The organism is Paenibacillus sp. ISL-20, from assembly GCF_018613005.1.
In the GTDB taxonomy this organism is placed as follows: Bacteria; Bacillota; Bacilli; order Paenibacillales; family Paenibacillaceae; genus Paenibacillus_AQ.
This window is the reverse complement of sequence record NZ_JAGGRD010000014.1, coordinates 86,105-110,331: the sequence shown is the minus strand read 5'-3', so window position 1 is coordinate 110,331 and position 24,227 is coordinate 86,105. Positions and strand designations below refer to the sequence as shown.

Sequence of the window (24,227 nt, the reverse complement as noted above, 5' to 3'; positions counted from 1 at the left end):
CCTCGACTAAAGTCCAGTTTCGCATGGAGGCAAGAATAAGATGTATACGTTCATCTTCAAGGCTATCAAAGGTCATCTCATTTTCTTGATTACCACTGATGAGTATTGAAATCAGTGGTTTTAGACTGCGGTAAAGTCCTGGGGAAAATGCACCACATATCAAAAGGGTATACACCTGTCCATCGCCGGCATCATTTTTTTGACAAATTCAATGCCGAATATATCGATAAACTGATTCCTGAGTCCTTACCTCAGCTTAAGGAGAAGCTGGTAGAGCTCCTTAATACTCTACAAGGATTGGACAGGAACCAAGAGACTTTTGGTATGATCCATTTTGATTACAACGATGGGAATTATTCAATAGATTTTGATACAGGGCAAATCAACGTATATGATTTCGATAATTCATGTTTCGGTTGGTATATGTTTGACTTGGCCAGTGTCTGGGGAAACGGAGTGGGCTGGATCCAATTTGAACCAGACGCCGGTAAACGTAAAAAGTTTATGGATGATTATTTTGAAACCGTCCTCGCGGGGTACAGATCCGAGACCACGATCGAAGATTCGATGTTGGATCAGTTGTCTTTATTTATTCAGGTGTGTGTCATGGAAAATATTGTTGATGCATTCGAGGTGATGCAGAACAACGGTGAGGAGCCGGAGTGTGACGAAGGACTGTCGTATCTTATAAAATGCATGGAAGACGATATCCCGTATGAAGGATTTTTTCATGACATTTACTCTTGTGAAGAACCCTTTGAGTATGAGGAACGAAAGATTTAGTCTTTCAGTAGGCTTTGATAAGGGAACGATTCCCAGCCATTAAAATAAGCAAACCATTCTATAAATAAAGCAGCCGGAGTTTGTGATCCGACTGCTTTATTATTACAGGAAAATTATCGAATAAACCTTCTTTTGGCCGGTATTTGTAGTTAGGCTTGCTGAGCTGTTGCTTTTGTTGGACAATTAATAATAATATCCACTGAGGGTTTAAATTAAGTTGGAGATTTAGGAGCATAGAGAATAGCTCTAGGGATATAATTTCTTGTCCTCTGACAACAGAAGAACTGCCGGAAGACAAGAACATAGTTTCATTAAAATCCGCTTTTAAAGCGGATTTTTTTATGAATGCTGCTTGCAAAGAAAGACATCAGGAAGGGTATCGCTGAAGGGGGCGTTTCACAGGCTCTGCTTATGGGAAGTATAAGCTTAAGCGCTCTTGTAAACCTTCTAAGACTTCATCTGGTATCTCTTTGACCTTGATATCTCCACCAAGGAAAAGCAGCCAATTGATTATTTCGGTTAATTCTTCTGAATGATGAACATTGATAAAAGTCTTTAAGGTGGCTGTGGTTTGGTAAGGATTCGTATATGAAACTGAAAACTTTAAAGGATGGTATTTTTTGAACTGGGCAATCGCTTTTGGACCGAGATCAAGGACAAGGTTGATTTCTTCTTCCTGCTTACTTAGTTGTTCTAATATCTTTTTCTTACTTACTCTTTTTTTCGTAGGGTATGGTTCTACATGGGTGAGATTGTCAACAGGTACAATCCGCCTCTTTTCTTCCTCCAAGTCAAAACCTTCAATTAGCCATAAGCTTTTTTCACGATAAAGATGCAAGAGATACATGGGATAAGACTTGATTACCTTCTCTTCTTTGATGGATAGCCATAAATATCTGTCCAAAAGCAGGATCTGAATGAGCTTTTCTAACATCGGATGGGGCAGGTCAGACAGATCAAGAAGGTCGGGGTTATGAGGATTGGTTCCTTCAAAAAGCAATATCTGATTTAACAGAACAAGGTCATCTTGCTGGTTTTCCGAGATGAGCCCTAGTAATTTTTCAGCTAAAGATTGACGACTCTTGAGATAAGGAAGTTGTTGATTTCTTGTAGCCATAAAGGCTATAAACAGAGCTTTAATTTCATTATCGGTAAAGCGGACTGTGGGCAGGACAGAGTTGTTCATGACAAAATAACCCCCATCCCTCCCAACTTCAGCGACAAGTGGCATCCCCATCGCTTCAATTTCTCTGATATCTCGAATCGCTGTTGAGCGAGAGATATTAAATTCCTGCATGATTTCAGATATAGTAAAGTGGGCACGATTATTGATATAGCGCATAATGATATTGATCCGTTCAACTTTTTTCATAGGGCCTCCCCTAAACAGTATCATTTTTTGACACGATTTAAGGATATTATAAACCCATCAAGTGAAAAGACAAATCATTTGATAAATTTAAAAAAGAGGAAGGTTTTGAATATGACAAATTTTACACTTGAGGAAAAAGACAGCTTTATCGTTTTAGGAATTGGAACTGAGCTGCAGAGCGATTACACAGACTATGCTGGCATAAACCAAGAGAAAGCAGACTTTTGGGAGGCTGTGAAACAAGATGGTAGGCTTGATACTCTGAAGACCATCGCCGCAAATGACTACATTTTTGCCGTGAACGAAGCGGTTAATAACAAGATGATGTATTATGCTGGTGTTATGACAGAGGCATCGCTACCCGAAGCAACCAGGATTATTCAGTTTCCTAAGGGGGAATACCTTGTTGTTAAAGGGGAAGGGAAGACGGCGGAAGAGTTGAGTAATACACTTACTGGCATTGCCTTTGGACAAGTTTTGCCGGAAGCACAGAATTTTGCCTATGTTGGTGGGCCAAACGCGACTGTTGAGATGGGGGAGCGAAACGGCCTAGTATTTGGTGAAGTATGGATTCCCGTTGTTAGGAAATAAGTGGACGCTTCCGATGCAAGCTTTGCTCGAAGCAGGTTCTAAGAAGTAACGCTCACAAAACTTTTAGGAGGGATGAATATGTCCTATATCGTTGATTTTAAAAATGTGTCTACGGTTGGTTTAGAATCTTCCCCCGTAGCAGACGCGCTTGCTGGTTTACGAGCGAATGAAGCCCGTTACTTTATGAACAAATACAAGCATGAATTTACGGTTGTACCGGCAAGAGAAAGCCAGGAGACCCTCGATTATGTAAACCGAATTTTAAAAGAACGTGATATTGAGTTTGGGGCCAAACCATTAGAAACATCGCGTTTTCAAGTGGAGAATATTAAGTTTGCCTACGTCTTTTATGAGGATGGTCTTGCGCTCAATGTCATGTATACGGTTGATGACCCTAAGAAGCGGGCCGTTGGTTTTAAGCTTTCTGAGGGGATGGAGGTACCACCGGAGTTAGAAGGGAAGTTTAAGTTTGCCAGGCAGAAGTCTAAATTAGCTGGAACGATTCGAGGCTCGTTTTTCGTCATTAAGGGAGAATATTAAAGTCTTCACTAGTAGTAGCTCGAAAAGTAAACACAACTCGCGGAACACGCCTTGCGGCGTGTTTTTTGCTTTTTGCAGCATTTCATCCAATCGCTCATGACGTGCATAGTCCGACCTCGCATTGGCTGGTTAAGCATGGATATATGAATTGGGACAAAGACGCTATATTCAAAGCACTAGGAGACTCGACTCGGCGGCTTATTTTAGACGAACTATCCGAACGCAACGAGCTTACGTTGTATGAACTAACGGTACGTCTCATTATGAAGCACGACCTGTCCATTTCGCGACAAGCGATAGCCAAACATCTTTCTACATTAGAAGATGCAGGGCTCGTAAAATCAAACGAAAGGGAAAATATCGAGTAGTTATATTCAACAACGAACCACTTAAAAATTTGCTGAAAGGATGGATAGAATAATGAAGATCATTGTTACCAGTATATTCGTACAAGATCAAGACAAGGCACTGGAGTTTTATACAGAAAAGCTGGGGTTTCTAAAAAAGGAGGACGTTCCTGTCGGAGAATTTAGGTGGATAACGCTTGTTTCTACCGATGAGCAAGACGGTACCGAACTTTTACTCGAACCGAATGACCATCCTGCTGCCAAGGATTATCAAAAGAAGATATTTGCCGATGGGATCCCAGCGACAATGTTTGGTGTTGCGGATATTCATCAAGAATATAAACGATTAGTGGAAAAAGGCGTGAAGTTTACGATGGAGCCGACGAAAATGGGCGAACTCGCAATAGCTGTCGACGATACATGTGGCAACCTTATTCAGATTGTGCAAAAGTAACACGCATAAGAAGTCGCGGAATCCGCGGCTTTTTTTGTTTTATACCCAAAACAATATATAAAACCTTATCAGCTTCAGCCCATACGCGACATCGAACTCCTTCATACGTTATATGTAACCTGCCTAATTGGTTGATGAAAAGTATGATCATTTATTAATAAGGAGTTGGATAGATCGTGAAATCAGAAATTAAGCTTACAGGGCGAGTGATTTTTAAGGGTGATCCTGGTTATGAAGCCGCTCGTAAGAATTGGGATCCACATACGGACAGATTCCCTAAAGTTTTTGTCTTCGCTCAAAAAACACAGGATGTTGCCAATGCCATAAGATGGGCACGTAAAAATAATGTCCCTATTCGTCCGAGAAGCGGAAGGCATGCTCTAGAGACCAACCTTTCACAGGTTAATGGAGGCATTGTCATCGACGTTAGCCAAATGAAGAACATTAAGTTGAATAAAAAAAGTGGCACTGCTGTAATTGAGACAGGTAATCGGGTAGGAAGAATTGTAGATAAGTTGGCGCGGCAAGGCTATATGGCTCCATTTGGTGACAGTCCAACGGTTGGTATCGGCGGAATCACACCTGGCGGGGGAATTGGGCCGCTGCAAAGAACGACAGGCCTCATCTGCGATAACCTGGTCGAACTCGAAATGGTTGATGCTAAAGGAAGAGTCATACGGGCGAACAAAAAACAAAACTCCGACCTCCTGTGGGCTACCCGCGGCGGCGGTGGCGGTAACTTCGGCATATATACCAAATATAAATTAAAAGCACTGCGCGCTCCAGCCCACGCTACCGTATTCCGCATCATCTGGCCATGGGAGCAGTTCGAAAAAGTCGTAAAAAAGTGGCAAGTATGGGCACCTAACGCCAGCACCAAGTTGGGCAGCGAATTAAGCATCGGTCCCAAAAAAGGCGGGAATGTCAGTATGTTGGGGGTGTACCTGGGATCAAAAAGCGAGGCCATCCGCCAGTTAGAGCCTATTCTTAGCGTGGGGACGCCTACTCAAAAAACCATTCTGTTGCTGCCATACAGGGAAGCCACGAAGTTTTTGCTAGCCCCAGATCCAGTTCTTACCCAAAAATTTAGCAATCAGTTCTCAAGCGGCTTCGGCAGACGCCCATTCCCGGATAAAGCCTTTAAGATCATGCGTGAGTTTCTAGAAACAGCAGAGGGAGGGACTCCGGCCGGTTTCTTCTTCCTTAACTGGGGTGGGGCTGTAAGCCGTATCGCACCAAAAGCAACTGCATTCTACTGGCGAAAAGCTAAATTTTATGTCGAATGGAACAGCTCGTGGGTGAAGCCATCTCATGCGGCCAGAAATATTGCCTTAGCCAGAAACACCAGGAAGAAACTGCAGCCTTATATTGTAGGGTCCTATATTAACGTTCCGGATCAAGGCATAAAATGTTCAGGGCCGGTTTATTATGGAAAGAACTATGCCAGATTGAGAAAAGTAAAAGCGAAATACGATCCAAAAAATGTATTTAACAATCCGCAGAGCATTCCACCGGCTTAAAGAAACAGAGCAGCTATGGTTTGGATTCAGATGGTGTAAAAATCGTAGGGGAGGTAAATAAGCAACAAGACGCTGATCATCGTTTATGACCAGAAGGACCGCCCTTTGTGGGATGGTCCTTTCTTTGAGTTCGCTTTTATTTCGTAATTATTACGATTTACATTGACAAAGGCAAATCTCCACCGTATAATCCTTAATCGTAATGATTACTATTAAATGGAGGGATTAAGTATGAAACTTAAGCTTGGGATGGGAGTTATTTTAGTAGCATTGGGGTTATTGCTTGCAGGGTGTCAAAGCGCTGATTCTAATGAGAATCGTCCTATCAATGAGACTGAGGCAGACAGCGGTACTCATGAAAGCAGCAACAGCCATAGTCATGATGATGAGGACAACCATGACCACAACCACAATCATGATCATGATGAGGAAGCAGAAGCGATCTACAAGGGGTTCTTTGATGACAGCCTAATCCAGCATCGCACACTGTCAGATTGGGAAGGAGACTGGCAATCGGTTTATCCATACTTGCTGGATGGAACACTGGATGAGGTGTTTGTGCACAAAGCGGAGGATACCGAAAAAATGACGGCGGCAGCGTACAAGGAATATTATGAAGTCGGCTACAAGACCGATACGGAACGTATTGTCATCGAAGGTGACACTGTCACGTTTTTCACGAATGGTCAGGAGCAGTCGGTCGAATACCAAGCCGATGGATACGAAATACTGACTTACGAAGCAGGTAACCGCGGGGTCCGTTACATATTTAAGTCAATTGAAGACATCGAGGGACTGCCACGCTACATTCAATTTAGCGACCATAGCATCACGCCAACCAAGTCTGACCATTTCCATTTATATTGGGGAGACGACCGCGAGGCTTTACTTCAAGAGGTTACGAATTGGCCCACCTATTACCCGTCCGCAATGGATGGCCATAGCATTGCCCATGAAATGATGGCACACTAACCGCTGCGATGCTCGATATCGGCATTCTAGAGTACATCATTTTTGCCTGGATCACGAAAAGACCGCCGTCATGGCGGTCTTTTGGCTGTTCATGAAGTTATGCTTGGAGGTATGACGGGTCATCAAAAAAAGAACCAGGGTAATTAACCAGGTTCTTTGATATTGCATATAAACAGACACAATGCTATAATCGGATCACGTCTGACAATGATGATTTAGACATTAATATCTTATCTTACAATTTAATTGTACCATGCCTGAAAAACCTTGTCAAATATTTTTTTCTCAATTTAATGGTTAGGAGAGATGTTGAATGAGTTCGTTGGTTCTCAGTTTTCAGGAAATGGAAAAAACGCAGCTTTGGCTCGTTGGCGGAAAAGGGTTTCATTTAGGAGAAATATCAAAAATTGAAGGAATACAGGTTCCCGAAGGATTTTGTGTTACAACCGTGGGATATCAAAGAGCCATCGAACAAAATGAAACGTATCAGGATTTGCTGGGTCAACTAACCATGTTAAAAACAGAAGATCGAGACCAAATTGGTGAAATCAGCAGGAAGATTCGTCAAACCATGATGGAAACAGAAATTCCATCCGATGTCGTGACAGCAGTTACCCACTATCTCTCCCAGTTTGGCGAGGAACATGCGTATGCCGTGCGTTCCAGTGCGACTGCTGAAGATTTGCCACATGCCTCTTTTGCCGGTCAACAAGACACCTATTTAAACATCATTGGCGTCGATGCCATCTTGCAGCATATCAGCAAATGCTGGGCTTCCCTATTCACGGATCGCGCGGTGATCTACCGGATGCAAAATGGATTTGACCACCGCCAAGTTTATTTATCCGTTGTCATTCAAAGGATGGTTTTCTCACAGGCTTCGGGAATTTTATTTACCGCTGATCCGATGACCTCAAGCCGAAAGTTGCTATCCATCGATGCCAGTTTTGGACTTGGAGAAGCACTCGTCTCTGGCTTGGTATCTGCCGATGGTTACAAAGTACGGGAAGGAGAAATCGTTGAGAAGCGGATAGCTACCAAAACATTGGCGATCTATGGACGAAAAGAAGGCGGAACAGAAACAAAGCAAATCGATCCCGATCAGCAAAAGCTGCAAACTCTTACGGATGAGCAAATTTTAGAACTGGCACGCATCGGGAGACAGATCGAAGCTTATTTCGGCCAGCCCCAAGACATCGAATGGTGCCTAGTCGATGACATGTTTTATATTGTCCAGAGTCGGCCCATAACGACTTTATACCCCATCCCTGAAGCGAGCGATCACGAAAATCACGTTTATATATCTGTTGGTCATCAACAAATGATGACGGATCCCATAAAACCACTGGGATTGTCTTTTTTTCTGTTGACGACTGCTGCACCCATGCGTAAAGCTGGTGGAAGGTTATTTGTTGATGTCACACATAATCTGGCATCACCTGACAGCAGAGAATTTTTATTAAATGGCATGGGACAACACGATCCGCTCTTAAAAGACGCGCTTATGATCATAATAGATCGAGATTTCATTAAACCATTACCAAACGATAAAAAAGAATCGAGTCCAAGTAAAAGCAATAAAGGTATGCCGCCTGCCAGTGCTCAACCACAATTCGAAAACGATCCGACAATCGTTTCTGATTTGATTAAGCGTAGTCAAACATCGATCGAAGAGTTAAAACAAAACATCCAAACGAAGTCTGGATCGGATTTGTTTGATTTTATCCTGGAAGATATTCAGCAATTAAAGAAGATCTTATTTGACCCACAAAGTACGGCTGTGTTTATGGCTGCCATGAATGCTTCATCATGGATCAATGAAAAAATGAACGAGTGGCTAGGTGAAAAAAACGCGGCAGACACGCTTTCTCAATCTGTACCACATAATATTACTTCGGAAATGGGTTTGGCGCTACTCGATGTCGCAGATGCGATCCGTCCTTATCCGGAAGTCATTGATTATTTACAACATGTCAAAGACGACAACTTTTTGGATGAACTGGTTAAGTTGGAAGGCGGGAAGGAAACCCAAGACGCGATCTATACTTATCTCAGCAAATACGGCATGCGCTGTGCCGGAGAAATCGATATCACCAGAACTCGTTGGAGCGAAAAACCCATTACGCTTGTCCCGTTGATCCTAGGTAACATCAAAAACTTCGAACCTAATGAAAGCGGCCGGAAATTTGAGCAGGGGCAACAGGAGGCTTTAAAAAAAGAAAAAGAACTATTAGAGCGATTGAAGCAATTGCCGGAAGGTGAACAAAAAGCCAAAGAAACCAAACGAATGATCGACCTTGTCCGGAATTTCATCGGTTATCGGGAATATCCCAAATACGGCATGGTTAATCGCTACTTCGTTTATAAGCAGGCTTTATTGAAAGAAGCCGAACAACTCGTGCAAGTGGGCGTTATTCATGAAAGAGAAGATATATATTATCTCACGTTTGAAGAACTTCACGAAGTCGTACGCACCAGTAAACTTGATGACCCGGGTTGCATGGTCGAGCAGCAAGCGAAGCTTGCGACCAGACAGATCATCGGCAAACGAAAAGACGAGTACAAATTGTATGAAAAACTAACTCCCCCACGTGTTATCACGTCGGATGGTGAAATCATTGCAGGTAAGTACAAACGAGAAAATCTTCCAGCCGAAGCGATTGTAGGTCTCGCTGTTTCTTCCGGAGTTATAGAGGGGCGAGCACGTGTCATCTTAAACATGGAAGATGCGGATCTGGATGATGGAGATATATTAGTCACCTCCTTTACTGACCCCAGCTGGACACCTTTGTTTGTATCCATAAAAGGTCTGGTCACCGAAGTGGGTGGACTGATGACCCATGGAGCCGTTATCGCGCGTGAATATGGCTTACCAGCCGTTGTCGGGGTGGAAAATGCCACCAAGCTGATAAAAGATGGGCAACGAATTCGCGTGCATGGAACAGAAGGGTATATCGAAATATTGTAATGACTGAATAGGTGAAGTAAGAGGCGATTTATTCCCAGTAGAATTACTTGGAGTAAATCGCCTCTTAAACCTTTTTTACCATCATAATTGCTTATTCTTCAAAAAGTCATCACCTTGGGTTGTAAGGAGAGTAGCCCAATAAGTTCCAGTCAAATGGGATGACGTGTTCTGTTTGGATGACTCCATCCATTCGAAATTCCACCAAACGCTGTGCCCCGGGAAATCTCAATTTTTCTTCCTCCCAAATATCCCAAACGATTGTTGAACGTCCAGTAAGCTGGAGTGTTCTGCCCATATGGAAATCGATAAACAAAATTCCTGTATGGGGATTGATCTGAATATTGCCAAGCGTATTGAACTGCATGTTCCCTCTGTAGTCGGGAAAAACCAACGTGTCATTTCCCAACACTTGTATAAAGCCCGGATTGCCCCCGCGATGCGAAGCATCCGTTTTCCCTTCGGGACCGCTGCTTGCAATAAAAAACGTATCCGCATCTCTAATCCATTGGGCTTGTTCCGGGGTCAGTTTCGCTTGTCTTCCGGATGTTTGTAAAGGTCCGAGTCTACGATCACTCGGTGTCAGGCTTCTCATTTGAATATGCTTCGGACAGTTCCCATAAACTTGTTCGACATCTACTCTTAGAGCATTCTCGTCCGTGAACTTAGCCTTCCCGTTAATTCGAATCCGAATTTGGTGTTCAAAGTCAATAACGATGAGGCCTACATTCCCATTATGTTTAATATTTGAGATAAACGGATCTTGCAACACAAACTGGGTATGTATCTCTATCGTCTTCGGATCCTTCACTTGGATCATGCCCGGGTATCCCGTGATCAGAGACGCCCACAAGGAACATGCCGCGTCCGTCGATGCTATGACCACGATGGATTGCTCCTCCAGGAACACATCGAATCCTTGAGGAATAACAGATTGAATCATTCTCCCCATCAAATCGGCGGTTGCCTGCACGCCAATTCTCTTCTGAACCATGCGCTCACCCTCGTGGAATACGCTCATCGACTGACCCCTCCTTCATGGATTACAGAATCATTTAAATATCTCCTAGGCGTGTACTTTCTTTGGGGTGTAGCGGAATGCACGAACAGCGATAAACACAAAACTCAGAACCATAAACAAGATCCCTGCCCAGATAATCGATCTTGTCCCGAAATCGGCGATGAATGCCCCGCCAACAAAGGTTCCGAAAGATATTCCCAGATTCCCGAACGCAATGAACATGCCATTCGCAAATGTAGGCGCTTCGTATGCTGCGGTAGTTATCGAGTTCTGGCAGAGATTAAGCCCCAGCGTATACAACGTTCCCCATATAGCAATCAATAGGGTCATTGGGATAGAGTAATCTCCCAACATATAGATCAGCAGGTAAACGATCCCGAAGATAATCGGATAAACCAATGCCGTTTGCATCGCGCGTTTGTTCAGCAAGATGCCTGATAAAATATTGCCAATGAATCCCGTGGCCCCAAAAACCAGCAGCATAAGGCTGATTTGTCTTCCGGACATGCCAGTGATTCCATCTAGAAACTCTGCAAAGAAGCTGAAAGTCGCGTACATTCCAGCATTTAATACAATCATGGTGATGATACTGATCCACACAACAGGTTTGCGTAACACTCCTAATTGAGAACCATACGTCAGTTTTTCTTTTACAGGCATGGACGGAATAAAGATCAGGATGGCAATAAACGTAATCGCATTAACGATGGCAAAGAAATAGAGGGATGCCTGCAGCGTTAGAACGTCCGCGAGCAAAGTAGCGATGGGAGATCCGATGACCATCCCGGCAGTGACACCCATGAATATTCTGGAGTTCGCGCGTGTGACGAACTCTTTGCTTACGGAATTAGCTGCTGCGACGAAAGCAACCGAGAAGAAAACAGGGTGCAAAAAGGCCGGGATAATTCTCGCGATGAGAAGCACCTCGAAGGTCGGTGCATAAACGGAAACAAACCCAGCAATTGAAAATAGTCCCATGACAAGTAACATGGATGCTTTGCTGTTTATTCCCGAGAGAAGCAAGGGCATAAACAGTCCAGAAATCGCCACGGCCAGAGCAAATAAGCTGACAAGTAAACCCGCTTGTGATAATGGAATGTCAAAACGGGCGGCCAGCTGAGGCAGAATACCAATAAAGCCCATCTCGGTGTTAATGATACCAAATACACCGAATGCCAGAATGAAGATAATAAATGAGTTGTAACGAGACATTTTTCCACTCCTATTGTTTAGTATTTATGTACTAATATTTTAGTACAATAGAAATAAACCATATCATCGACCTTATTGTCAACAAAAAACTATTGTACTAATCTTTTGGTATTTTAGGATATTGAAAATAAGATTTTCTTGTGATATGCTCTCGCTATGAGAAAACCTTATCAACCTAATGTGAATGATATTCGATTGTTGCCGATCTTAAATGCTTTAAGTGATCCTAGGCGTATACAAATGGTTTCAACGCTACATGAACTCGGCGAGCAGAACTGTGCAGTTTTTAAAGATTTAATGCCAAAATCCACATTAACTCATCATCTCAAAATCCTTCGGGAGGCAGGTGTGACTAAACTCAGGATCGATGGGACACAACATTTCTATTCATTACGAATGGAGGATCTAGAACAACTATTCCCTGGTTTGATGGGGATCGTCCTCAATGTGAAACCGGAGCTCATCGAGTAGGATTTTTGTAGAAAATGACAAAAAGCTCAATGGAGCAGCGGAAGAACACCACAACCGTTCCCTTGAGTTTTTTTGTAAAGGAGAAATTTGTATGAGTAATGTTTTTGTGAAAAGTGAGTTTGCACCAAAAAGAGTCGTTATGGCTCAATCTGAATTTGCATTTCCATCGTAAATGTATTGGAGATGAGTTAGAAAAAAGAGGGGGTAAAGTAGAATAAAAGTGATGACTAAATAGATTTTGAAAGTCGCATAAATTGCGGCTTTTTTTGCTTTAAGTATATAAGTTCGTCAAATTTATCGTCGAATCGGATCAAAACACAAAGCCAAATTATTGTATTTGGATTGACCATATCAACGTATGTTATCATAATAAAGCAATGAGTAATTTTAAAACTGAACGAATACTTGGAGGGAGTACTCATAAATAACGTCGACCTGAATGAAGCAATGTCCATGTTAAAGAAGACGAGCCGTACTTTTTATATACCCATAAGCTATTTGGAATTAGGAATAAGGGAGGCAGTTGCATCTGCCTATCTATGTATGCGAGCAATAGACGAAATCGAAGATCATCATGAACTCACTGACGAATTGAAAGTTGAATTACTTTTTGGGATTTCTGAAATATTTAAGTCCCAGGATGTTATGGAAGTTATGGAAGCAACACGAAGATTACTATCACCTTATCGGGCGGTATTACCGGAAGTTACGATGCAGCTAGATAAATGGGTACTTCTGTGTCCGTCTTCCGGAGTCGCCATCGTAAATCATTACATCGCCAAGATGTCGTTACATATGTCTGAATGGGTTCAGAACGGGTGGAACATTCATACAGAAGAGGATCTGGACAGATATACCTATAGCGTGGCTGGTATGGTTGGAGAGATGTTATCAGAACTTTGGTTATGGCATGACGGGACGCAATCTGATCTAACGAAGGCGATTGCCTTCGGAAGAGGACTACAAGCGGTAAATATACTCCGAAATAGAGATGAGGATCTTAAACGTGGTGTTGACTTCTTTCCTGATGGTTGGGGATTTCATGAGATGCACCAGTACACATGCCGTAATTTACAAATCGCCGATTCTTATGTCGCAGACCTGAAGGATGGTCCAGCGTTAAAATTTTGCAAGATTCCATTAGCGTTAGCTCATGCTACCGTCAAACTCATTTCTGCGGGCGGAAGCAAATTAACGCGGGATACTGTTCTAAAAATTGTGAATCGTGTGACTGGATAATGTAATTGTGCATAGTTAGACTTGGATAAGGAGCCGTAAGCTATGGTATATCGGCTTCTTTCTGTTCGTTCTTCTGTCCTTTTGAGCAATGTGACAAGAATGTCATACGGAATGGAATATTGTTAGGTTAATCGATGGGAATATATAGACGTCTACCTTATACTGGAAAAGGCTTGAACGAGTTTTTTCCGAAGGAGGACATCCATTGATGACTGATGTAGTTAAAGCAATAATACTTGGCATAATAGAGGGCTTAACTGAATTTTTACCGGTATCGTCTACTGGACATCTGATTTTAGCAGGCCATCTACTTAGCTTTGAGGGAGACGCTGCAATAACTTTTAAAATTGTGATCCAGTTGGGTGCAGTCATGGCAGTTCTAATTCTTTATTGGAAAAGGTATTTGCAGATTGGGGCTAATCTGATTAGAATGGATTTTTCCCAAAGTAAAGGATTAAATGTTATTCATATGATTTTGGCTATGTTACCAGCATTAATCCTATATCTTGTCTTCAAAGACACAATAAAAAGCCAATTATTCGGCCCAACCCCTGTTTTGATCGGTCTGGTAGCCGGTGGCTTGTTGATGATCGTCGCAGCACGGAGCAGGAGAACTGAAACCGCTGATACGATGGATGGGATTAATTACAAACAAGCTTTCGGGATTGGCCTGTTCCAATGTTTGGCTTTGTGGCCGGGATTTTCAAGATCGGGGTCCACGATTTCCGGCGGACTTTTGCTTGGTACTAGTCAAAAAGCCGCCGCAGATTTCACATTCCTTATTTCTGTGCCTGTTATGTTTGGCGCAAGCTTGTTAGATTTATACGATAGTCGTGATTTGCTGAATGCTGACGATCTCTTTCTAATGTTAATTGGCTTTACGACATCCTTTATTGTGGCCATGATTGCAGTAGTGACGTTCATCAAACTGATTAAGCGACTTCGATTGGAATGGTTTGCTCTGTATCGTTTTGTCTTAGCAGCGCTCTTCTATTTAATCGTCATACTGTAAGGCCCTAGCATAATAAGATGAAACGCAGCCGGAAAGCTGCGTTTTTTCTTTTTTGACATCAAATTGAACCTTATTGGGCAATAGAGCCAATATCAGGTGTAAGTCCTTAAATGGAGGCCGGCCCTATGAATGAAATGGATATCAAACCTTGGCTCATCCGGATGAGTCAGGGAGATGAAGAAGCGTTCCAAACAATTTATGATTTAACGCGTGATCAGGCTTTCGGTTTAATCTATTATCTTGCTCCCAACAAGCACGATGTCCCGGATATTATGAGCGAGGTGTATATCGAATTGTTCAAGAGCCTGGACAATTATCAGCTGGAGCAGAAATTCAGTTCTTGGACGCTGCTGTTCGAAGAGACGAAAGGCAATATGACGATGTCCGCCGAAACGTTAGAGGATTTAAGCTTGAGCAAAACTCAGCTCGACAGCATCCGTCAGGCCCGGAATGAGGTGAAAGCCCAGTTGAACCCGGGAGAGTCCGCTGTCGTCTATTTAACCGATTTGGATAACGTCAAGAGATTGCCGTTCATTCCTGTCTCACAACCGGACGTGAATGAGGACCTGGATACATGGAGAAAGGCATTAACGGACCGTCATTTTGATGTGTTGCCTCCAGACTCCTTGCTTGGAACGTATAGGTTCACGGGAGGAATGGAGCTGTCTCCTTTTGGCGCTTATGCGGGTTCCGAGACGGATATCGCAGCTTTGCTTGAAGAGTTGAAGGCCGAGAGCGAAGAGTCGAGAAAAGATTATATATGGAGAAAAACTTCCATTCCAACCTCGTTTCCGTTGTTATCGTACACCACCGTATATCGCAATTCAGATCAAGAGACGCTGTATTTGGTCATGGAAACACCTCGCGATTCCAAAGTGAAAATACAGACGTTAGCCCCATCTTCAGCTGAATATGAAGAAATGGAGCTGAATGGACACGCTGCCCATTATTTAATAAACGATTCATTTGTATATACCGATAGCCATGTCTACCAAGAAATCAGTTGGATGATCGAAAAAGAGGGGCAGGCGATCTTATATCGGTTAGGCAGCGATTCGCCTGCGATGACAAAAGAGCGACTAATGGAAGCCGCAAAAAGTATATAGGCTGATAACAGCTGGCGGTCAGGATACACCGCTCCGGAGATATGGTAATGATGCCGCGTAAATCGCGGCTTTTTTTATTGAACGAGAGTGTATCTTTAGCTGGTTGTTTGCTCCCAGAAAGGGGCCAAATTGACCGATATAACCTCAATGACTTCTTCAAACATCGTTTCCAATGAACGATCTTGAGGGTTCCGGCTCCACTGCAAAGCCGATCCGAATATGCTCCAACTGATAACGAGTGCAGCAGCTTCCAATTTTTCTTGCGAAAAGCCCTGTGTGTCCATTTCATTTACCCGTTTAAGCAGAAGTCGATGAAGATCCTGACGCATGGCATTTTCAAACATCGCTTCTAACTGCTTGTCTCCCGGCGTACTACATTGTTGAAACCGCACAAGAAAATCGAATATGGTTTGAATAAGGATGCGCAAATTGTCCGCATTGCATCTTGTTTGTTCCGGCAATCTATCCCTTATAGTCCTTTGGAACTTTTCCGTCATCCAATATTCAAGAAAGTCATATTTATCCTGAAAATGAGCATAAAATGTTGTTCGATTTACGGTTGCTTGATTCGTGATATCGTGCACAGAAATGGAATAGATGTTTCTCTTTTTCCCAACCAAATCGTTAAAAGCCTGCACGAACAATTGACGGGTTCTTTTAACACGCGGATCCTCGGGATTTACCGACATTTTATCCCCCTCTTTCTCTCAAACTCAAATAACAGACAAAAGGGCAAAAATGTTGGGAACACAACAAAAACAGCTTTTTGCTGGTTGTTTGCATAACTCAATCCTTTTATCTTTTACTTAAGAGGTTGTTCAAAAACTCACTTAAAATCCATTGATCTGTTTGTGTCTTCAGCGACTTTTGTTAACACGCACTTATACGATTATGATTGCACAAACAAAATCGTATGGCAAACTCTTTATCTGATTTGCAAACGAAAGGATGAGTATAGAAATGATTGTTGTTACAGGAGCGAATGGAAAATTAGGCCGGAAGGTCGTAGAGGAACTGCTCAAGCGTGTTCCTGCCGGGGATATTGGTGTAAGTGTCCGTGATGTGAACACGGCACAGGATCTAAAAGAACGAGGAGTTCGTATCCGGCAAGGAAATTTCGATGATTCCGAAAGTCTTCTACACGCCTTTGAGGAAGCGTCTCAAGTTCTTATTATCTCGTCCCACTCCTTGGGAGAAGTTGCTGTTCGTCAGCATCAAACCGCAATCGACTCGGCAAAGAAAGCGGGTGTTAGTCGACTGCTGTACACTAGCCAAATGTTTTCATCTGCAACGTCGCATTTTCCTCCCATGAACGTTCATGCTGCTACAGAAGAGATGCTAAAATCTTCGGGAATGGCTTTCACGTCGCTGCGAAACGGCTTTTATGCCGCATCAGCGATGATGTGGATGGGTGATGCCTTGAAAACAGGGGAATTGATTGCTCCGGAAGATGGTCCTGTTGCCTGGACCAGCCATTCCGACCTGGCTGAAGCCACAGCGGTCATCTTGACAGAGCAGAGATATGACGGTATGACCCCTCACCTTACGGCTTCCGAAGCGATTGACATGGGTAGAATCGCATCGATTGCTTCCAAGGTCTTGGATCGACCGATTCGGCGAATTGTCGTGTCGGATGATGAATATCGAAACCACTTAATGTCCCGAGGACTGCCGGAAGCGATGGTCGGCATGCTTACGGGTATGTTTCAGGCAAGTCGACAAGGAGATTTCTCGCAAACCAATCCCGCTTTGGAAAACCTGATTGGCAGATCTCCAGTGAATTTTACGGATTTTTTAAAAGACTCGATTTCTCAATGATGGGAGTATAGTCGGTCTTTATACACCAGTGAAATAAATACCGAATCATATAATGGAAAATGACCGGTCGAACCCCGGTCATTTTTTTTGATTAGGAATGAGATGTCGGAACGACAATCGACTACTGGATCATTAGCAGTCTAAAGTTTTTACCTATGCGCAAAAAGCGAATCCTCCTGGATCATTCAAAAGACGGCGATATCTGGTCGTGATGGATGGGGCCAAGTTGGGGATATTACGTTTTGCCAAAGATTTCAGTCTATTCTATGCGCTAGCTAAGCTTTCTAGTTTTGAGATTACGAACAATCAAAGGTGTGCAGGCTATGCCTTAGCACTTGCGTGAATGTTGTATGATTGAAGTTGGAAAGAAAAAACAAGGGGGAGAACCTTCATGGAAAAGGGGAATCTTTTGAGCAAGATATGGGCAATTCCCAAAGATACCATAGCAGCAGGTCGTCGTCATACCGTTGGTCTTAAATCGGACGGCACGGTGATGGCTGTGGGTGATAATAAATATGGCCAATGTGATGTAAATGGCTGGCGCGATATGGTGGCGGTTGCGGCTGGTAATGTTCATATGGCGACGAACACGGGTAATGCTCATACCATTGGTCTTAAATCGGACGGCACGGTGGCGGCTGTGGGTTGGAATAAGTATGACCAATGCGATGTAAGCAGCTGGCGTGATATGGTAGCGGTTGCGGCGGGTTGGCGTCGTACCGTCGGTCTTAAATCGGATGGCAAGGTGGTGGCTGTAGGTCGAAATAATGAAGGCCAATGCAATGTAAGTGGCTGGCGTGATATGGTGGCGGTCGCAGCGGGTGACTGGCATACCATCGGTCTTAAATTGGACGGCACGGTGATGGCTGTGGGTAATAATAGGTATCGCCAATGCAATGTAAGCGACTGGCGCGGCATCGTGGCGGTTGCGGCGGGTTATCTTCATACCGTTGGGCTTAAATCGGATGGCACGGCGATTGCTGTGGGTCAAAATAAGGTAGGCCAATGCGATGTGAGCGACTGGAGCGGTATTGTGGCAATAGCGGTGGGTAGTCTTCATACCATCGGGCTTAAGTCGGACGGTACGGTGGCAGCTGTGGGCTGGAATGAGTATGGTCAATGCAATGTAAGTGATTGGTGCGATATTGTAGCAGTTGCGGCGGGCTGCGCTCATACCATCGGACTTAAATCGGACGGCACGGTGATGGCTGTGGGTGATAATGAATATGGCCAATGCGATGTAAACACTTGGACTAACATCCAACTACCCGGCAATTAGTTTTGCATAAGGATATACTGCTCAGAAATTTCTCGAATGATGAAGTTAACCTGGAGACCAATGGTACTCAAGAATTTAGAGAGATCGCGGAAAAGTCGACTAAGATTTTCTCTGGTCGCCGTCAGACGATAGTAAATTGTAGTGCTATTGACGACAAAATAGAAGTGATAATTGATTATGAAGGGATACTGGCCGTTGATTTGCCGAACGGATTAAAAACTGGAGATAAGATCCAAAGAGAATTAGTGATGAGCTTTGCATAAATAAAGGAAAGCAGCCGATCAATGTGATCGGCTGCTTTTCGCTGGTTCAGCTGACTCAAATCCAATAAAAGACGCGATACTACCCCAGATTTTGCTCGCATAACCATTACCTTTATTTATATCGAGTATAACAAATATCAATTATTATAATACGCCTTATTTCATTATCATTAATTTTGTAAGCCAATTCAAATAGGAGTCATAACTGTATAAGCTGCAAGGGATTTTGTTGAACAAATCGAGTCGGAGATAGGGTACCGATTACGACAGTCCGTCGGACCTAGGCGAGAGCGGGTCATTCGCGATGAGTGCGGGCTGACTTAAAGGAGGAAGTAGTATCATGGCATTGATTGTGTTTACTTTCATCGGGGTGTTTATCGGCGTATTATCCAGCCTTTTCGGCCTAGGTGGCGGCTTCGTTGTCGTCCCAATTCTATATGTATTCCTTCCTCACGTTGTTTCTGCAGAATATGTTATGCATACAGCTGTGGGGACATCACTGGCAGTCATGATTATAAATTCAACGAATTCCACCTATAATCATTGGAAGCAAGGTAACATCAATTGGATGGTATTTAAACAATTAGCTGGTTTTATCGCATCAGGCGCTCTGATCGGCGGGCTGTTGGCCCGCTATATCGATGGTGGATTGCTCAAATTTGCTTTTATTATGCTACTTTGTTATGTCATTATATCTAATTTGTTCAAGAAAACAGCGAATAACAACGATGAATTCCCGATCTCTCCTCTGCCAGGACGCATGTCCCGTTTCGTTATTGGGTCGTTCATTGGCATTATTTCAACGTTGCTAGGGATTGGAGGTAGCGTTATGACGATCCCATACCTTAGAAAATATGGGATGCGGATGCTGCATGCGGTCGCTTTAGCTACACCTCTAGGTCTGCCTGTCGCTATTGTCGGTGCATCCACTTATCTTGCTTCAGGATTACAGGTAGCTGGCATGCCAGATTTGACCATAGGTTTTATTTATATACCTGCATTGATTGGATTTTCGCTTGGGGGGCTGATCGGAGTACCAATCGGGAGAAGGTGGGCTCAGAAAATTCCAGATACTTTGTTTTTTAGAATTTATTTATGGTTACTTATCATCGTGGTCGTTACGATGATTATAGAATAACCCATCAAACAGGATGACTTGTTCGATGAACCATTCGGCAATATAATGGATCTTGGCGTAAAAGTTTGTCTTTGGTATCGGCCCTCATCGAGATATTTTGATACAGAATCGAGGTATAATAAATATTAGTAATAATCTAGTAGAGCGCTGTAGTCTCTTTATTTAGAAAACACGAAGGAGGGATTTTTATATGCAATATGGACCTGATCCTAATGCAATCTACCCAAATGAGGCAATTAAAAGTATATGCTATATTAAAAACGTAGTAACACGCTCAAATATTATGATCGGTGACTACACATATTATGACGACATCAACGGTGCTGAAAAGTTTGAAGAGCGTGTCACACATCACTATGAGTTTATTGGAGATAAGCTGATTATCGGAAAGTTTTGCGCAATAGCAAAGGGTATTGAATTTGTAATGAATGGTGCAAACCATAGAATGCACAGTGTCACTACCTATCCGTTTAACATTATGGGCCATGGTTGGGAGAAAGTGACTCCGACACTGGCAGACTTACCCCTTAAAGGCGACACTGTAATTGGAAACGATGTATGGATCGGTCAAAATGTGACCGTAATGCCCGGTGTACATATTGGCGATGGAGCAATCATTGCAGCCAATTCTGTTGTGGTAAAAGATGTTCTCCCTTACCATATTGCAGGCGGGAATCCTTGCAAAATTATTAAGAAAAGATTCGACGACGAACTCATCGATTATCTCCTTTTCATTAAATGGTGGGATTGGCCTGTTCGTAAGATATTTGATAATCTTGAAACTCTATGCAGCGGGGATCTGACAAAAATCAAGGGGATTTAATAGCTCATTATGAGCAAAATAGGGCATTCTCGGGAAAATCCCGTAACCCGAAAACCAAGCCTTTCGTCCTTATACAGAAGGATACAGTAGTGGCTCACAATGCGAGCACCCATAAATAATTAACGATCTACAAGTAATGAAAGGCCACCATAATTGGGTTGACCTTTTTTTGCTTTGCTTATCTACTTACTGCTACATTCATATTTACTGAAATGCGGCAACTGATTCTCCTTCATTGGCAGCACTGAACCAGAGCCACGCAGGTTTGCGGGCTCTGGTTTCTAATTTTATGGAACTTCACACGTTTTTGGTTTCTAGCTGTTCGCTAAATTAAGGATGCGTTGATTAACGTTATCCTTGAAAATGCCTCCATGATAACAAATCACGGTTTGTATATCGTAGGAGATGAATTTTTTCAATGACTTTTTAGCCAAATCCACATCAACGCAGTTATCAGGCTCTACGAAATTCCCCTCTTCAATCATAAAAGCGTCTCCTGCAATAAGGATCTTACTTTGTTTAAGATAAAGGCTAATATGTCCGGGTGTGTGACCCGGGGTATGAATGACTGTAATTCCACCGAACATAGGGATTTCATCTCCGTCAGCTACGGTTTGGTCAATCTTTGCTGTTGGTGGATTTTCAAACACTTGAAGGATGGCTTTGCGTCTTTCCGGTGATGCCTCAACTGGGATCAGACCACTAAGTTGGTCGATAAACTCTGGTGTTACTTTAAGCAACTTTAGGTCACCTTGGATATATGGCTTCTCCTCAGCGGTAGCCAGTACGTCGATTTTTTGAGGGAAGTCGTTCAGAATTTCCGGCAAACCTCCAGTGTGATCCAAATCTTGATGAGTAATAATAATTTTACTAAGTTTTTCAAATGGGATCGCCGCTTTCGTCATCGCTTCTTTGAAAACAGACAATTGATTCGGAATTCCGGCGTCCACCAGGATGGCTTCATGATCGTCCCAAATTAATGTAGGATGATACACTTCCGGCCTACCTCTAAAATTAGTTGTGATTTCAATCGTTTCCACTCCAGCAGTTGCTTTCATTATCATCATCTCCTTATTTATAAGCTTACTCTTGATAGATTTATTACGTCTAATTTATAATAATTATCATAATCATGAATTAAAATAATGGATGGGGTTTGGAAAAGATGGAACTGACTCAACTGGCCTATTTTTTAACCGTGGTTCGACTCCAACATGTGACGAAGGCATCAGAAGCTTTAGCAATTACGCAACCTGCACTAAGCCATTCGATCTCAAAACTAGAAGATGAGTTGGGAGTGCCGTTATTCGAACGCAGCGGAAGGAACATTAAAGTAAGCCGATATGGGCGAATGTTTGCCGATTCCGTAGAACGTGCGCTACTCGAACTAGAGAGGGGTAAACAAACGCTAGAAGAATGCTCTAATCCTGATTCGGGCATCGTCAGTATCGCCTATTTGAATATACTTGGTGCGGAGCTCGTGCCGAAGCTCATACGCGGTTTTCAACAACGTTACCCGAAGATCAGATTCGAGTTGGTGCAAGGCAATCACACATTCATTAGCAATCGGATGGAAAACGGAGAATGCGACCTACTGATTTCATCAGCGAAGTTGGGGTCGGACGCTTACGAGTGGATTCCGATGAGGACAGTTCCTTTGTATGTGGTTGTTCCCCTCACTCATCGTTTTGCGCAGCGGGAGGATATTAGCCTAATGGAATTGGAAAGCGAACCGTATGTGGAAGTAAAACATCACTGTGGGCTGAAAACGACGCTGAACACTTGCTTCCAACAGGTCGGATTTACACCGACTGCTGCGTATGAAGCGGAGGACTTGATGACTGTAGCGGGCTTTGTGGCGGCAGGGCTCGGTGTCTCGATACTCCCTAAGACAAACGGTTTGATGCTAAACGGGTTGGTATGGCTACCGATCAAGGATGAGGGAAGTTGCTGCGATATCGGCCTTGTCATGAAGCGAGGCGGATATCTCACACCGGCGACGAAACGATTTTCGGATTATGTACAGATTATGGTTTCCGATCGCTCATAAAAAGCTGATTGGAATGCTAACGAGCAGTTTAACTTAATGAACTATACGGGTAGTGGGCGTAACTTAACATGGAGTGGTCACGTCTATCTAAATAAAAGGTGGACAGATACGAGCTTATCTACGACCACTTGAAAGAAATCGCGCCGACCGTGTTAGCCCATAGCCTTTGCTTAATGTCGACAAATATCTAACAAAGGGGCGTTTAACCGTTGTATGTTCATATAACGGCAACAAGCCTAGGAGGGATTTCAAGAAGAGAGCTTAGCAGGACACTAGCTTTCACTTTTTGCGTTTCTAAACCTTTTCTTGGGTAATAACCCATATTAGATCATATTAATGTGATGAAACACAAAACGATGTTGCCTTAACAGTACTCAATGACTCTAACCGATTGCAATATCGTGAAATCAGTGGCTGTCTGATCATCAAGTGCAGTCTTGAAACGTAATTGAACTTAAATACAGAAAGGCGTGATCCAACGTGTATCCAAGACGCTCTGCATTTATGAAAATTTCGATGTTCGTCATGGTTCTAATGCTTACGGCATGCTCTGGAGCAGCTGAGCCTCCCGCCAGGCCTGAAGTATCAACACCTGCCAATGAAGGGGTCACGGCTCCTGAAACCGAGAACGAGCAAGCTTCCGAAGGGACGCGTCCCCAGAGCGAAGACTTTGAATTGATGACGGGTGAGGGTAACCAGTCACTTACAGCCACCTTGCATCAAGGCGAGGGCTTTTCCTTATACGTATTCGAAAAGTTTGCTTTCGACGCTGCCGAAGGACGTTTGTTTCTCAGCAGCGATCCAGAATACTATGTTGATATTAAGTCACTGCCTGCAAATTATGACCTAACGCAGCTTAAAGCTGCAGGAAAAAAGGAATTGGAAAAGTTCGGCGAAGTATCCGATTTTAGTGGAGAGCTCGTTGAGCATCCGCTGGGTTCCGCCGAGCTCTACCTACAAACTTCGAGTGGTGAAGGGATTGACGATTATATCGTGTGGCAGTCTGAAACAGGCGACGCATTCCTGTTCCGCCTTCACAATCCCAAAGGCGAGGAGGCTTCGGATTTTGCCGGTCCGGTTCTCGTTTCGTTATCTACGGTTCAAAACGATTCATAATGAATGAGGTTTCCGCACCGATTATTCCAGAAGAGACGGGAATCATGCAAGGGGCTCGAAAAAGACACTGGATCTGCTGTTTAAGTTCTGTCTGAGGTCAAGAACATATAGACATTGAAAGCCGCATCGTTGCGG

The 24,227-nt window shown here is 43.3% G+C and carries 23 protein-coding genes and 1 pseudogene; 19 read left to right on the top strand and 5 right to left on the bottom strand.

The window, feature by feature from the left end:
• The first annotated feature begins 114 nt into the window (after positions 1-114).
• A complete protein-coding gene (locus J7E85_RS09030; RefSeq protein WP_353049480.1) occupies positions 115-783 on the top strand; it encodes a phosphotransferase in 669 nt (222 codons plus the stop codon).
• Positions 784-1,192: 409 nt separating this feature from the next.
• Here J7E85_RS09030 and J7E85_RS09025 read toward each other — a convergent pair whose 3' ends face one another.
• Positions 1,193-2,155 carry a helix-turn-helix transcriptional regulator gene (locus J7E85_RS09025; RefSeq protein ID WP_215157018.1) on the bottom strand — a complete coding sequence of 321 codons (963 nt, stop codon included), beginning with the start codon at positions 2,153-2,155 and terminating at the stop codon, positions 1,193-1,195.
• A gap of 111 nt (positions 2,156-2,266) precedes the next feature.
• On the opposite strand from J7E85_RS09025, the gene J7E85_RS09020 reads away from it, so the two are divergent.
• The 7 genes and pseudogenes from J7E85_RS09020 (at position 2,267) to ppsA (ending at position 9,547) form a co-directional block, all read left to right on the top strand.
• Entirely contained in the window at positions 2,267-2,746 is a 480-nt protein-coding gene (locus tag J7E85_RS09020) for a GyrI-like domain-containing protein (protein WP_215157017.1), read from the top strand.
• A gap of 78 nt (positions 2,747-2,824) precedes the next feature.
• Positions 2,825-3,286, top strand: coding sequence for a phage tail protein (locus J7E85_RS09015; RefSeq protein WP_215157015.1), 462 nt, complete (start codon positions 2,825-2,827; stop codon positions 3,284-3,286).
• Between the two features lie 143 nt (positions 3,287-3,429).
• Positions 3,430-3,707, top strand: a pseudogene (locus J7E85_RS09010) (ArsR/SmtB family transcription factor).
• Positions 3,707-4,087, top strand: coding sequence for a VOC family protein (locus J7E85_RS09005; RefSeq protein WP_215157013.1), 381 nt, complete (start codon positions 3,707-3,709; stop codon positions 4,085-4,087). Before J7E85_RS09010 ends, J7E85_RS09005 begins: the two are co-directional and overlap by 1 nt.
• A 176-nt stretch (positions 4,088-4,263) precedes the next feature.
• Positions 4,264-5,607 carry an FAD-binding oxidoreductase gene (locus tag J7E85_RS09000; protein WP_215157011.1) on the top strand — a complete coding sequence of 448 codons (1,344 nt, stop codon included), beginning with the start codon at positions 4,264-4,266 and terminating at the stop codon, positions 5,605-5,607.
• A 231-nt stretch (positions 5,608-5,838) separates the two neighbouring features.
• On the top strand, positions 5,839-6,579 hold the full coding sequence (locus tag J7E85_RS08995; protein ID WP_215157009.1) for a metal-binding protein ZinT: 741 nt from the start codon (positions 5,839-5,841) through the stop codon (positions 6,577-6,579).
• 313 nt (positions 6,580-6,892) lie between these two features.
• The gene (ppsA, locus tag J7E85_RS08990; RefSeq protein ID WP_215157006.1) at positions 6,893-9,547 is read left to right on the top strand and encodes a phosphoenolpyruvate synthase; all 2,655 of its coding nucleotides are present in this window, start codon (positions 6,893-6,895) and stop codon (positions 9,545-9,547) included.
• 109 nt (positions 9,548-9,656) lie between these two features.
• On the opposite strand, the gene J7E85_RS08985 is transcribed toward ppsA, so the two are convergent.
• Together J7E85_RS08985 and J7E85_RS08980 are read right to left on the bottom strand one after the other, a co-directional pair.
• On the bottom strand, positions 9,657-10,565 hold the full coding sequence (locus J7E85_RS08985; protein ID WP_215157004.1) for a pyridoxamine 5'-phosphate oxidase family protein: 909 nt from the start codon (positions 10,563-10,565) through the stop codon (positions 9,657-9,659).
• Between the two features lie 45 nt (positions 10,566-10,610).
• Entirely contained in the window at positions 10,611-11,777 is a 1,167-nt protein-coding gene (locus J7E85_RS08980) for an MFS transporter (protein ID WP_215157002.1), read from the bottom strand.
• A gap of 156 nt (positions 11,778-11,933) precedes the next feature.
• Here J7E85_RS08980 and J7E85_RS08975 point away from each other — a divergent pair, with 156 nt between their 5' ends.
• From J7E85_RS08975 to J7E85_RS33935, 4 genes are all read left to right on the top strand, one after another.
• A complete protein-coding gene (locus tag J7E85_RS08975) occupies positions 11,934-12,248 on the top strand; it encodes an ArsR/SmtB family transcription factor (RefSeq protein ID WP_215157000.1) in 315 nt (104 codons plus the stop codon).
• Positions 12,249-12,653: 405 nt separating this feature from the next.
• Positions 12,654-13,487, top strand: coding sequence for a squalene/phytoene synthase family protein (locus tag J7E85_RS08970; RefSeq protein ID WP_251035582.1), 834 nt, complete (start codon positions 12,654-12,656; stop codon positions 13,485-13,487).
• 208 nt (positions 13,488-13,695) lie between these two features.
• A complete protein-coding gene (locus J7E85_RS08965; RefSeq protein ID WP_213646690.1) occupies positions 13,696-14,499 on the top strand; it encodes an undecaprenyl-diphosphate phosphatase in 804 nt (267 codons plus the stop codon).
• A gap of 125 nt (positions 14,500-14,624) precedes the next feature.
• On the top strand, positions 14,625-15,605 hold the full coding sequence (locus J7E85_RS33935) for a sigma factor (RefSeq protein WP_251035581.1): 981 nt from the start codon (positions 14,625-14,627) through the stop codon (positions 15,603-15,605).
• Positions 15,606-15,700: 95 nt separating this feature from the next.
• Here J7E85_RS33935 and J7E85_RS08955 read toward each other — a convergent pair whose 3' ends face one another.
• Entirely contained in the window at positions 15,701-16,294 is a 594-nt protein-coding gene (locus J7E85_RS08955) for a TetR/AcrR family transcriptional regulator (protein ID WP_215156996.1), read from the bottom strand.
• 271 nt (positions 16,295-16,565) lie between these two features.
• Between J7E85_RS08955 and J7E85_RS08950 the strand changes: the two genes are divergently transcribed.
• From J7E85_RS08950 to J7E85_RS08930, 5 genes are all read left to right on the top strand, one after another.
• Entirely contained in the window at positions 16,566-17,423 is an 858-nt protein-coding gene (locus J7E85_RS08950) for an SDR family oxidoreductase (protein WP_215156994.1), read from the top strand.
• Between the two features lie 391 nt (positions 17,424-17,814).
• Positions 17,815-18,702, top strand: a complete 888-nt coding sequence (locus J7E85_RS08945; RefSeq protein WP_215156992.1) for an RCC1 domain-containing protein — start codon at positions 17,815-17,817, stop codon at positions 18,700-18,702.
• 2 nt (positions 18,703-18,704) lie between these two features.
• Positions 18,705-18,965, top strand: coding sequence for a nuclear transport factor 2 family protein (locus tag J7E85_RS08940; protein ID WP_215156990.1), 261 nt, complete (start codon positions 18,705-18,707; stop codon positions 18,963-18,965).
• Positions 18,966-19,305: 340 nt separating this feature from the next.
• Complete coding sequence (locus J7E85_RS08935; RefSeq protein WP_215156988.1) at positions 19,306-20,103, top strand: sulfite exporter TauE/SafE family protein; 798 nt, start codon at positions 19,306-19,308, stop codon at positions 20,101-20,103.
• A 190-nt stretch (positions 20,104-20,293) separates the two neighbouring features.
• A complete protein-coding gene (locus J7E85_RS08930) occupies positions 20,294-20,926 on the top strand; it encodes a Vat family streptogramin A O-acetyltransferase (protein ID WP_215156986.1) in 633 nt (210 codons plus the stop codon).
• 314 nt (positions 20,927-21,240) lie between these two features.
• On the opposite strand, the gene J7E85_RS08925 is transcribed toward J7E85_RS08930, so the two are convergent.
• A complete protein-coding gene (locus J7E85_RS08925) occupies positions 21,241-21,984 on the bottom strand; it encodes an MBL fold metallo-hydrolase (protein WP_215156984.1) in 744 nt (247 codons plus the stop codon).
• A gap of 107 nt (positions 21,985-22,091) precedes the next feature.
• Here J7E85_RS08925 and J7E85_RS08920 point away from each other — a divergent pair, with 107 nt between their 5' ends.
• On the top strand, positions 22,092-22,976 hold the full coding sequence (locus J7E85_RS08920; protein WP_215156982.1) for a LysR family transcriptional regulator: 885 nt from the start codon (positions 22,092-22,094) through the stop codon (positions 22,974-22,976).
• Positions 22,977-23,480: 504 nt separating this feature from the next.
• The gene (locus J7E85_RS08915) at positions 23,481-24,092 is read left to right on the top strand and encodes a hypothetical protein (protein WP_215156980.1); all 612 of its coding nucleotides are present in this window, start codon (positions 23,481-23,483) and stop codon (positions 24,090-24,092) included.
• The last annotated feature ends 135 nt before the right edge of the window (positions 24,093-24,227 follow it).

Excerpts from the sequence above, each read along its gene's own strand:
- J7E85_RS09025 (WP_215157018.1), bottom strand. The coding sequence starts at position 2,155 with ATGAAAAAAGTTGAACGGATCAATATCATTATGCGCTATATCAATAAT.
- J7E85_RS09020 (WP_215157017.1), top strand. The coding sequence starts at position 2,267 with ATGACAAATTTTACACTTGAGGAAAAAGACAGCTTTATCGTTTTAGGA.
- J7E85_RS09015 (WP_215157015.1), top strand. The coding sequence starts at position 2,825 with ATGTCCTATATCGTTGATTTTAAAAATGTGTCTACGGTTGGTTTAGAA.
- J7E85_RS09005 (WP_215157013.1), top strand. The coding sequence starts at position 3,707 with ATGAAGATCATTGTTACCAGTATATTCGTACAAGATCAAGACAAGGCA.
- J7E85_RS08995 (WP_215157009.1), top strand. The coding sequence starts at position 5,839 with ATGAAACTTAAGCTTGGGATGGGAGTTATTTTAGTAGCATTGGGGTTA.
- ppsA (WP_215157006.1), top strand. The coding sequence starts at position 6,893 with ATGAGTTCGTTGGTTCTCAGTTTTCAGGAAATGGAAAAAACGCAGCTT.
- J7E85_RS08985 (WP_215157004.1), bottom strand. The coding sequence starts at position 10,565 with ATGAGCGTATTCCACGAGGGTGAGCGCATGGTTCAGAAGAGAATTGGC.
- J7E85_RS08980 (WP_215157002.1), bottom strand. The coding sequence starts at position 11,777 with ATGTCTCGTTACAACTCATTTATTATCTTCATTCTGGCATTCGGTGTA.
- J7E85_RS08975 (WP_215157000.1), top strand. The coding sequence starts at position 11,934 with ATGAGAAAACCTTATCAACCTAATGTGAATGATATTCGATTGTTGCCG.
- J7E85_RS08965 (WP_213646690.1), top strand. The coding sequence starts at position 13,696 with ATGACTGATGTAGTTAAAGCAATAATACTTGGCATAATAGAGGGCTTA.
- J7E85_RS33935 (WP_251035581.1), top strand. The coding sequence starts at position 14,625 with ATGAATGAAATGGATATCAAACCTTGGCTCATCCGGATGAGTCAGGGA.
- J7E85_RS08955 (WP_215156996.1), bottom strand. The coding sequence starts at position 16,294 with ATGTCGGTAAATCCCGAGGATCCGCGTGTTAAAAGAACCCGTCAATTG.
- J7E85_RS08950 (WP_215156994.1), top strand. The coding sequence starts at position 16,566 with ATGATTGTTGTTACAGGAGCGAATGGAAAATTAGGCCGGAAGGTCGTA.
- J7E85_RS08945 (WP_215156992.1), top strand. The coding sequence starts at position 17,815 with ATGGAAAAGGGGAATCTTTTGAGCAAGATATGGGCAATTCCCAAAGAT.
- J7E85_RS08935 (WP_215156988.1), top strand. The coding sequence starts at position 19,306 with ATGGCATTGATTGTGTTTACTTTCATCGGGGTGTTTATCGGCGTATTA.
- J7E85_RS08930 (WP_215156986.1), top strand. The coding sequence starts at position 20,294 with ATGCAATATGGACCTGATCCTAATGCAATCTACCCAAATGAGGCAATT.
- J7E85_RS08925 (WP_215156984.1), bottom strand. The coding sequence starts at position 21,984 with ATGAAAGCAACTGCTGGAGTGGAAACGATTGAAATCACAACTAATTTT.
- J7E85_RS08920 (WP_215156982.1), top strand. The coding sequence starts at position 22,092 with ATGGAACTGACTCAACTGGCCTATTTTTTAACCGTGGTTCGACTCCAA.
- J7E85_RS08915 (WP_215156980.1), top strand. The coding sequence starts at position 23,481 with ATGAAAATTTCGATGTTCGTCATGGTTCTAATGCTTACGGCATGCTCT.